Below are 9,765 nucleotides of genomic sequence, written 5' to 3'. Positions count from 1 at the left end.
GGCCGACCCCGGCGAGGCCCTCGCCCTGCGCGAACGCAACAGCCACATCACCCCCGGCTACCACATGAACAAGAAGCACTGGATCACGCTGGAGGACGGCGAGAGAATCGACAAGACGCTGGTCGAGGAGCTCGTCACCGACTCCTACCTGCTCGTGGTCTCCGGCCTGCCCAAGGCCGAGCAGCCTGTCGACCCGCACACCTACGGCAGCGGCACGCGGGCGGCCAGGTGAGCGCGGCCGGCGACCGGCTCCAAGACGCCGCACGCGCCACGGCCCTCGCGCTGCCCGGGACGGACCACGGTTACCCGTTCACCGAGCACTTGGACGTGTACAAAGTGGCGGGCAAGGTGTTCCTGATCGTCACCGACGACCCGGATGACCAGATCATCACGGTCAAGTGCGAACCCGAACACGCCCGCGCGCAAGAACGCGGCTACGCCACGATCACACCGGGCCGCTATCTCGACAAACGGCATTGGATCTCGTTGGGGCCGGGCCCCGGCATCACCGCGCGACTGGTCGTCGACGCGGTCGAGAATTCCTACGACCTGGTCGTCGAGCAACTGCCGCGACGCGACCGCCCAGAGGCTCGATGAGCGCCGCGAGCCTTCCCGCCGGCGGCTGAGCCCCACGCTCGTCCGTGTCCCGTGCAACGCTTGTCGCGTCCGCACACATCCGCCTCCGATCCGAGAGTCCGATGGAACCGACCGAACCGACCCTGCCGCTCTTCGACGAGGAGCCCGCCCGGCCACTCGCCGACCGCCTGCGCCCCACGCGGCTGGAAGATGTCGTCGGGCAGGACCATCTCCTGGCCCCGGACGCCCCGCTGGGCCGCATGGTCGCCCAGCAGCGCCTCGGCTCCGCCATCCTGTGGGGGCCGCCCGGCGTCGGGAAAACGACCATCGCCCGGCTCCTCGCGGAAGGCACCCACCTGACCTTCGAACCGGTGTCGGCGACCTTCTCCGGCGTGGCCGATCTGCGGAAGGTCTTCGCCGCCGCAGGAAAACGCCGGGGCATCGGCCAGGGCACCCTGCTGTTCGTCGACGAGATCCACCGCTTCAACCGCGCCCAGCAGGACAGCTTCCTTCCCTACGTCGAGGACGGCACGATCACCCTGATCGGCGCCACCACCGAGAACCCGAGCTTCGAACTCAACGGCGCCCTCCTCTCCCGCACCCAGGTCCTCGTCCTCAAACGCCTCGACGAAGCCGCGCTGACCACCCTGCTCACCCGCGCCGAACAGCTCACCGGCCACCCGCTGCCCCTGGACAACGACGCCCGCCGCGCCCTGATCGCCATGGCCGACGGCGACGGTCGCTACCTCCTCAACATGACCGAACAGCTCCAAGCCCTCCCAGACATCGAGACACCACTGGACACCACCGCGCTCGCCCACCACATCCAGCAGCGCGCCCCGCTCTACGACAAGGCGCAGGAGAGCCACTACAACCTGATCTCCGCGCTGCACAAGTCGATGCGCGGCTCCGACCCCGACGCGGCCCTGTACTGGCTCGCCCGCATGCTCGACGGCGGCGAAGACCCCCTGTACGTCGCCCGCCGGCTAGTCCGCTTCGCCACCGAGGACATCGGCATGGCCGACCCGCACGCCGTTCAGCAGACGCTCGCCGCCTGGGACGTCTACGAACGACTCGGCTCCCCCGAAGGCGAACTGGCGATCGCCCAGGCCGTCGTCTACCTCGCCACCGCCCCGAAATCGATCGCCGTCTACCGCGGCTTCAACGCCGCACACCGCGCCGCCCGCCGCACCGGCTCCCTCATGCCACCCGCCCACATCCTCAACGCCCCGACCCGGCTGATGAAGGACCTCGGCTACGGCAAGGACTACCAGTACGACCCCGACACCGCCGACGGCTTCTCCGGCGCCGACTACTTCCCTGACGGCATGGACCGCGAAACGTACTACCAGCCCACCCAAAACGGCTACGAGATCGAGATCGCTGAGCGTCTGCGTCATTGGGCTGCCTCGCGGGCTCGCCAACAACACGGATGACCAGTCGGCGCTGGCGGGGTAGCGCCAGCGGCCCGGCGTGGTTATCTGGGCCTAGACGTCTTCGCCGTTCGAGAGCTTCATGTGAGAGCAATAGAACGGACTACTCGGCTGCGTACCGTCCGGCCAGCACTGAGCTGCGCAAAATGCCCGCCCTGCCACCGACTCGCCAATTGCGGTCGTCGACCACCGATAGCGCGGCCCTCGTGCCAGCGCCGCCGCGACAAGTACCGTGCCGAAGCCGCGGCGCCGGTAGGAGGCATCGACCCGCACCGGACCGATCACGCCCCTCCGGTCAATCCCGCACAGCCACAAATCGAGGCCGCCGATCTGCTGACCGCGCAGTTGTAGCACAACTTGCCCCACCGCTGCCTTCGTCGTCGGTGGCCTCGCGATCAGCACGAGTTCGGCCTGGGTCGGCGGAGTCTCATGCGCGAACCGCAGATCAATTTCGAACCAGGCCGACCTGGACAAACCAAGCGTCTGGCACAGGTTGCAACTCGAGGTCGGCACATAGACCGAGTGGTCATAGCTTATGGTCTGCCCCGCTATGTCGAGATCATGCCCGTTGAAACAACGAACATGACGCACCGCCGGTCGCGCCGGCAGACCACTGTCCGACCCGGGACTACAGCCCGCCAGCCCGGCGGTCAAGGGACTGTAAAACGATCACGGGATAGACCCCGGGGTAACGGGCCGGGACGAGCGGCGCGGTCATCGGTCACGATCGGAACATCGCAGGTGGGCCCGGCCATGTTTCCGTCAGGACTGCGACATCGACGTCGGACCAGAGTGGAGTCTGTGCCTCGCGTAGGTCGCCGGACACAGGAGGGCACTCACCAGTGACGTCAGATCCAAGGTTCGTCCTCAGCTTTTGCGGACGGCTCCGGTAAAGCCGGCGATGAAGAGGGTGGCGAACGCCCATGCGAGTAGTCGCAGTACCCAGCTGCTGACGGTGAGGATCTCGCCCGCAGCAGTGTTGGTATAGTCGCAGTGGGCGCGAGCGCCAGTGCTGATCAATGGCGTGCCGAGATCGAGGCCAACGCCGATCCGGTCCACTAGTGTGCAGGCCGATGCGGTCGAGTCAGGTGGCGTGTGAACCTGAGCGAGACCGCTGCCAGCGCCAAGAACAACGGTGAGGATGGCGGCAGCCACAAGAGTGCTCAGCAGACCAATGAGCGCACGCCACGGTTGGTAGCCGTAGCCGAGTATCAACCCAGTGAGGCGGGCCCACGTCCGTTCGGCTCGACCTTTGAGCGCGTGTCGGTCAAGTTGGGCCCGGCGTTGTTCGATCAGGATTCGGCGTACCTCGTGTTCATGCCCGGCCGCGCGGTGCGCGGCGGCCAGCTGCTGGTAGGGCTGAGCCGCGTAGGCTGGTGTGCCCTCGCGCAGCAGTTGCAGCCACGACTTGGTATCGATCCCCTTGAGCAGCCCGCTGTAGACCAGCCCATCTGCGTCTAACCGTCGTAGCGGATCGTTGTGGTGCACCAACCGCTTCGGATTGAAGGCAAGGAAACCTCCAACCCGCAGACCGACAAGAAGGATGGTGACGCCCCCGCCCCCGCCGGTTGCTTGGAATCCATCGGACAGAAACACGTTGTCGTCGACCTGCAGGCGGTATGCATTCAATGCGATGCCGGTGTCGTTGCGCAGCCTCACGCAGACGCAGGCGAACTGACCGCCGAAATGTCCGCCACTAAGGCGAACAGCGCCGCCCTCGCCCGCGCCGATCGCCTCGAATCCATCGCGCAGAAACACGTTGCTGTCAACCCGCACGCCGCCAGCTTCCAGCGCGGGTCCGGAGTCATTGCGTAGTCTTGCTTCGGCACAGTCCAAGCTGCCGAGGTGCGCGCCGATCAGGCGAACCGCGCCGCCCTCGCCGACGCCGATCGCCTCAAACCCACCGCGTAGAAATACAGCGTTGCCGGCGTACAGGACGCGTGCTTCGAGGCCGGGGCCGGATTCGTTGCGTACCCGCGCACCCGCGCAATCCAACGCGCCGCCCAAATGGGCGGCACGTAAGCACAATGCGCCACGTGGTCCCACGCCAATCGCCTCGAATCCGTCCCTCAGAAACACCTCTCGCTCGACCTGCAGACTGTCCGCCTCCAGAGCAGGACCGGAGTCGTTGTACAAACGCGCCCCGCCGCAGTCCAACAGGCCGAGGCGTGCACCAGAGAGATGAATGGCACCGCGCTTGCTATGCGCCGAGATTGTTGCGTGCGCGCTATTGAGCATGGCGGCAACAAGTCTGCCTGCGTCGAGGGCGGGTTCGCTCGGGTGGCTAAGTCGACATCCTTCTAAAGTGAGGCCAGGGAGATGCGCGTCGCAGGCGTTGAGTCCTTCGTCGAGCAGGCAGTCGCGGAGCTCGAGCCAGACCAAGCTTGTGACATTCTCCAGATCCACGCGGCCTGCGATTCTGGCTCCCCGGAGGCGCAGGCCGTGGGGATCAGGGTCCAAAGCGAGGCGTCCGCGCATGATTTCCCGCACTACCTGCGCTCTGACCGTTCGGCTTTCATCCCATTCACGTTCGGTAGCCTCGCTGATGGGATGTACGCCAGCCAGGTCGAGTAGCTCGCCGCGCTCGACATGCTCGACCAATGCACGTTCGACCGGACTCAGCGCGTAAAGGTCCCCGGAGGCTGCCGCACCGATAGGTCGGGATTCAGATACGCCGCGTTACCACGACGGGGGTGTTGCGCTGTTCCAAAGCGATCCGCAGCGACGGCGCGACGTCCTTCAAGTGCTCCGCACCGCGCTTGGGCCACCGTGCTCGGCTTCACGTCCACGACGGCAGGGACGGAGTCGGTCAGCAGAAGGTAGTCCGGTACATGCCGGCGACGTCGGCCGTCGATGTCGGTCTCCAGCAGGAATGGCTGCGCGACGATGCCGCGCACCAACCGGTCGAAGTCCGCGAACAACAACCGCGCCAGCTCCAGTCGCGACTCGTAGATGACAAGGCTGCCTTCAGTCGCTGACCAGTAGCTTCCTGAGTAGTGACGCTGTTCCTTGTGGAAACGGAAAGTTCGCCAGGGCGTCGCCGTGCCCAGGATTTGAACATCTACGTCAAGCCCGGGGGGGGCGACAACCTCAGGGTCCTGACCTGAAAGCCGGACTCGAACAGATGCCGACAGGCCGTTCGACGCAGCCGTCATGATGCTCCCCGCCGCAGGTGAGCTGCTCGATGGTGTCAGGGCTACACCTCAACCTGGGTTTGCAGACTGATCGACAACGGCGCGTCGCGGAGTCCCACTCGAACGGCCCAGCGCGGCACCGAGGAATGATCAATTCCAATTGTCAGGGCACTGGTGCCATCTCAGTGCCAATATTTTTTGGGACAGTGTCATCGATTTTGGGATCCTACACCGACTGTAGGATCTCACCGGCGATGACATATGGATCTGGGTTTGACCTGGACCTTCGCGGTTGTCTCATTGTCTTGTCGTCAAGATCAGTTTCATGCTCGTGACATTTTGTCAGCGGCCAGTCGGAATTCTCCGTGGACGGCCACCGACGGACGGCCAGTTCGATTCCCCGCTGGCGGCCAGTTGTACGGTCAGTGATCGCAGCAGGTTCGTCGGCCGGCGCGGCGCAGTGGCACGGGGATCCGTCGGTTGCCAAGTCGTGGGACCACCGTGTCGCCCGCGCTAGTACTCCAGCCGTAGATCGTGATGTGTCATGGTCTTGGGGCTGTCTGCCACTGGCGGAAACTCAGATGGCCTCAGCGCACGATCTGGGTAGGGTCGGGCGATGCCCGAGCTGAAGCGGCTGCATGCCGGCCATGCCCCGGCGGTTCTGGCCTTCGAGCTGGAGAACCGCACCTACTTCGCTGCCTCGATCTCCGACCGCGGCGACGACTTCTTCGACCAGTTCACCGACTGGTTCAACGCCTCGCTGGCCGAGCAGGAGGCCGGCATCTGCGTCTTCTACGTGCTCGTCGCCGAGGACGGCTCGGTACTCGGCAGGTTCAACCTGTACGACTTGGAGGACGGCACCGCCAGACTCGGCTACCGGGTCGCGGAGCAGGTCGCCGGCCGCGGCGTGGCGACCGCGACCGTCCGGGAGCTGTGCCGGATGGCGACGGCGACGCACGGGCTGCGCACACTGCGGGCGGCCACCTCCGACGACAACGCCGCGTCCCAGAAGGTCTTGGCCAAGGCCGGGTTCGTCCCGGTCGGCCCTGCCACCCCGGCCGATCTCGGCGGCAAGTCAGGCACTTGGTACCAGCGTGACCTTTAGCCATAGACCTTGATCTTGCTCGTGGGTCGGCTGCGGGAAGGCTGCGGCCACCGCTGATCATCGGTGTGTGAAGACTAACGATCTTGCGGTGGGATGCCGACGCCGTGCGCGATGACGTGCGCGAGTACGTCCTGGAGCGTCTGCACGACGAGGGTGCAGTGCTGGTGGCCGACGAGACTGGTGCCACGGGGCACCGCTTCTACGACTGGGCCGTCATCGACCTGGCCGAACCCCGTCCCGGCAGCCGCCAGCTGCTGATCCGCCGAAACCGGACCACCGGTGAACTCGCCTACCACCGCTGCTTCTCACCCGCCCCCGTACCCCTGACCACCCTGGTCCGCGTCGCTGGATCAAGGTGGCGGGTGGAGGAGACCTTCCAGTCCGGAAAGGGCCGGGCCGGACTCGACGAGCACCAAGTCCGCCGCTACACCTCCTGGTCCCGCCGGGTCACCCTGGCCAGCTCGCTCACGCCTTCCTCGCCGTTGTCCGCGCCGACGAACACGCCCGGCACCCCGCACCTGACGGGCTCATCCCGCTCACCTGCAACGAGATCCAGCGACTGTTCATCACCTTGGCCGTCCGGCCCGTGCGCGAGGTACCCCACCGGCTCGCCTGGTCCGCCTGGCGACGCCGCCGCCAGGCCCGAGCCCAAGCCGGCCATTACCGACGACAAGCCGCGAATCAGACATGAAGATCACGATCTACGGCTGGAGTACTAGGACCACCTTTGCCGCTTGGCGTCGTTGTAAGAACCCGTTCTCGATGACGGTGCCTGCGCGTCGGTCTCCTCCTGCCGCGAATGCCCTCTTCTGCCGATCAGCGGGCAGTCCAAGTGCTAAGGGATGTCTCGTAACCCGGTGCCGGGCCGGCGGGGCCGGTAGTCGATCATGTTGGTGTGGTGCAGGTGATCACAGCATCGAAGCCGGAGTGGATTGCCCCGTTCACCGGGCTGGAGCCCGGCCAGTTCCGCAAGCTGGTGCGGCTGGTCGCGAAGCGCGGCGGGGACGAGATCGCCGACGGCCGGCCCGGTCGACAATGGGCGTTGCCGCTGGCCGACCGGGCACTGCTGGTCGCCACGTACTGGCGGACGAACCTGACGATGCGCCAGATCGGGCCACTGTTCGGGGTCTCGCACTCCGCCGCGCACCGGGTGATCGACACGATCGGGCCGCTGCTGGCCCTGGCCCCGGTCCGCAAACGCCGGATCGAAGCCGTCGCGATCGTGGACGGCACCCTGGTCCCGACCCGGGATCACCGGCTGGCGACACCGTCGAAGAACTACCGCTACTCCACCAACGTGCAAGTCGCGATCGACGCCGAGACCCAGCTGGTGATCGCCACCGGTGACCCACAACCGGGCAGCCGCAACGACTGCACCGTCTACCGCGACTCGGGCATCGCCGAGCAACTCGCCGATCGGCCTGTGATGGCCGACGGCGGCTACCAAGGCAACCCGGCGGTCGTCATGCCCTACCGCAAAACTCGCGACGGCAGCGAACTCCCGGACTGGAAAGAGGATCTCAACACCGCCCACCGCAACATCCGCGCTCGCGTCGAGCACGTCCTGTCCCGGATGAAGAACTTCAAGATCCTCCGCGACTACCGCCGCGCCGCCAGCACGCTCGCCGACACCGTCTCCGGAATCGCGCACCTGCACAACATCCTCCTCACCGACTGACCGCAACACCAGCCCCACCAACCACAACCACAGTTACGAGACATCCCTTAGGCGTTCACCTCGGCTGGAGCGCTCTTGGTCTTGCGGAACCGCGTGATGATCGCCGGGAGGAGCAGGAGCAGGAGCATGTAGTACCCGGCGTGCGGCACCAGCGCGGCTACCACGAACGCGGCCGCCAGCAAGGCCGTGTTGACGGACGTGTCGAACAGCGGTGCTCGCGCCAGTTCGCTGTCTTCGTCGCGCAGGGTCGGGTCGCGCCGGATGACCAGCACCATCAGCAGCTGGAACAGGGAGGCGGCCAGGATCGTGCCGATGTAGAGCGAGGAGGTGAACCGGTCATTGCCGTACAAGCCCGCCACCTCGGTCGGGAACGGCAGCACCACGATCGTCAGCACCCAGCCGAAGTTCGCCACCATCAACGGCCTGCTGTACGCCTTCACCTGCTCGAACACGTGGTGATGCACGACCCATAGCCGAGCGATCACCGCGAAGCTGAGCAGGAAGCTGTAGATCTTCCACTGGTTCTCGCTGATCAGCTCGGCTGGGTCGAGGTGCTGCGCGACGGCGTCCGGCACGGCCTCGACCAGCGGCAGGACCAACAGGGTGATTGCGATCGCGACGACGGCGTCGGTGAAGAACACCAGCCGTTCGGGGGATCTGTTTTGGGACATTCCAGGATCGTAGGCGGTTCAGCCATCCAGGCGACGCCGTCGTGAGACCACCACGCTCGACGTGACAGCGACGGGCCCGCCGTGTCCGGCGACGGGGAGAACCCAGGGAACCTGTCATGGGAGCGTCGCGGTTCATCCGCGCGCCGCTGATCGTGCGTCTGCTGCACGCATCCTCACTGCTAGAAAGAGAGGATGGGAAAACCGGTAATCATCGTGCTCTACGTGCTCGCGCTGGTAGTCGTCGTGGTCGGCGTGGACGTCCTGTTCTTCAGGAACCACTTCTGGGAGCGGCTGATGGTGAATGTCGGAATCGTCCTGGTGTTCGCAGCGTTCTATTTGAGGTTCCTGAGGGGCTCATGAGCGCAGCCGCCGCGATGCGCTTACCCACGAGGAGCCACTGTCCCCGGCGGGAGCGGGCGGGTAATCAGCTCGGCAACATGATCACGAACTCTTAAGTGGCGGCCGGTGTAGTCCTACACAGGGCAGTCGGCCGAGAGACGCGAACCCGGACGCCAACGTACGGTCATGCCGCCAAGCGGTCGTTCAGGAACGCGCGGCCCAGCGAACCGCGTAATAACCCGTTCCACTTCTGCGCTGGTGTCGGTGGCCCCACGACTGGCGACACGGTGGTCGCTCGGCCTTGGCAAACGACAGATCGACGCCACTCCAGCCGACGGGCGGGCAGCACTCCACAGGCTATGGCCACGTCTGTCGAGAGCCACGCTACGTAACCGGGCGCGTGGCCATATAACTCCCCGCCAACTGGCCGCCAGCGGGGAGTTCAACTGGCCACCAACAACATTTACTCCGCTGTGACCGCCTGGTCACGCGGGCTAGTCTGCGCCTGATGTGGCGGGGTCGTCAGACCTCTTGAGTTGATGAAGACACTTCTCTCTCGTGTGCGGCGAGAGAAAAGTCTCCTCCTCGGCGACCCGAACCAAATTCGAACAAAGATATCTGAATCCGGCGGGGGCATCCTTTGTGGCCAGGGACGACCTTGCCGTCCCTGGCCAGGGTGACCCGTCGAACGCGCCGCGAGAAGTCCCTCCCTGGTGGGAGTTCCCGGCCTCTCAAGGGGACTGTTCCAAGATCGGTGTTTCCGGCCCGACACGCCGGGCCGAGGTCCGGCGGGATGGGCACTGTGAGTGATGACATCGGACCTTGTGAG

Annotated in this window: 10 protein-coding genes and 1 pseudogene; 7 read left to right on the top strand and 4 right to left on the bottom strand. The window is 65.7% G+C overall.

What is annotated here, in order from left to right:
• The 3 genes from ACFVYA_RS48325 to ACFVYA_RS48315 form a co-directional block, all read left to right on the top strand.
• Positions 1 to 232 (top strand): MmcQ/YjbR family DNA-binding protein (locus ACFVYA_RS48325; protein ID WP_387055207.1); only part of this gene is annotated, 232 nt, incomplete at its 5' end.
• A complete protein-coding gene (locus ACFVYA_RS48320) occupies positions 229 to 597 on the top strand; it encodes an MmcQ/YjbR family DNA-binding protein (RefSeq protein WP_387054889.1) in 369 nt (122 codons plus the stop codon). The genes ACFVYA_RS48325 and ACFVYA_RS48320, both read left to right, overlap by 4 nt.
• A 101-nt stretch (positions 598 to 698) precedes the next feature.
• Positions 699 to 2,012, top strand: a complete 1,314-nt coding sequence (locus ACFVYA_RS48315; RefSeq protein WP_387055205.1) for a replication-associated recombination protein A — start codon at positions 699 to 701, stop codon at positions 2,010 to 2,012.
• Between the two features lie 51 nt (positions 2,013 to 2,063).
• Here the strand turns inward: ACFVYA_RS48315 and ACFVYA_RS48310 are convergent, their stop codons facing one another.
• From ACFVYA_RS48310 to ACFVYA_RS48300, 3 genes are all read right to left on the bottom strand, one after another.
• The gene (locus tag ACFVYA_RS48310) at positions 2,064 to 2,663 is read right to left on the bottom strand and encodes a GNAT family N-acetyltransferase (RefSeq protein ID WP_387055203.1); all 600 of its coding nucleotides are present in this window, start codon (positions 2,661 to 2,663) and stop codon (positions 2,064 to 2,066) included.
• A gap of 213 nt (positions 2,664 to 2,876) precedes the next feature.
• Positions 2,877 to 4,610, bottom strand: coding sequence for a hypothetical protein (locus ACFVYA_RS48305; protein WP_387055201.1), 1,734 nt, complete (start codon positions 4,608 to 4,610; stop codon positions 2,877 to 2,879).
• A gap of 17 nt (positions 4,611 to 4,627) precedes the next feature.
• A complete protein-coding gene (locus ACFVYA_RS48300; protein ID WP_387055199.1) occupies positions 4,628 to 5,164 on the bottom strand; it encodes a TnsA-like heteromeric transposase endonuclease subunit in 537 nt (178 codons plus the stop codon).
• A 595-nt stretch (positions 5,165 to 5,759) separates the two neighbouring features.
• On the opposite strand from ACFVYA_RS48300, the gene ACFVYA_RS48295 reads away from it, so the two are divergent.
• From ACFVYA_RS48295 to ACFVYA_RS48285, 3 genes and pseudogenes are all read left to right on the top strand, one after another.
• Positions 5,760 to 6,248 carry a GNAT family N-acetyltransferase gene (locus ACFVYA_RS48295; RefSeq protein WP_387055197.1) on the top strand — a complete coding sequence of 163 codons (489 nt, stop codon included), beginning with the start codon at positions 5,760 to 5,762 and terminating at the stop codon, positions 6,246 to 6,248.
• Between the two features lie 179 nt (positions 6,249 to 6,427).
• A pseudogene (locus ACFVYA_RS48290) lies at positions 6,428 to 6,939 on the top strand (IS701 family transposase); the annotation flags it as partial.
• 207 nt (positions 6,940 to 7,146) lie between these two features.
• A complete protein-coding gene (locus ACFVYA_RS48285) occupies positions 7,147 to 7,926 on the top strand; it encodes a transposase family protein (RefSeq protein WP_387055209.1) in 780 nt (259 codons plus the stop codon).
• A 47-nt stretch (positions 7,927 to 7,973) separates the two neighbouring features.
• Here ACFVYA_RS48285 and ACFVYA_RS48280 read toward each other — a convergent pair whose 3' ends face one another.
• On the bottom strand, positions 7,974 to 8,597 hold the full coding sequence (locus ACFVYA_RS48280; RefSeq protein ID WP_387055195.1) for a TMEM175 family protein: 624 nt from the start codon (positions 8,595 to 8,597) through the stop codon (positions 7,974 to 7,976).
• Between the two features lie 192 nt (positions 8,598 to 8,789).
• Here ACFVYA_RS48280 and ACFVYA_RS48275 point away from each other — a divergent pair, with 192 nt between their 5' ends.
• Positions 8,790 to 8,957 carry a hypothetical protein gene (locus tag ACFVYA_RS48275; RefSeq protein WP_387055193.1) on the top strand — a complete coding sequence of 56 codons (168 nt, stop codon included), beginning with the start codon at positions 8,790 to 8,792 and terminating at the stop codon, positions 8,955 to 8,957.
• Positions 8,958 to 9,765: the final 808 nt, after the last annotated feature.

This window comes from Amycolatopsis sp. NPDC058278 (assembly GCF_042881395.1).
Classification (GTDB): Bacteria; Actinomycetota; Actinomycetes; order Mycobacteriales; family Pseudonocardiaceae; genus Amycolatopsis.
The sequence above is the reverse complement of the archived record's forward strand: the minus strand, read 5'-3'. Positions and strand labels throughout refer to the sequence as shown.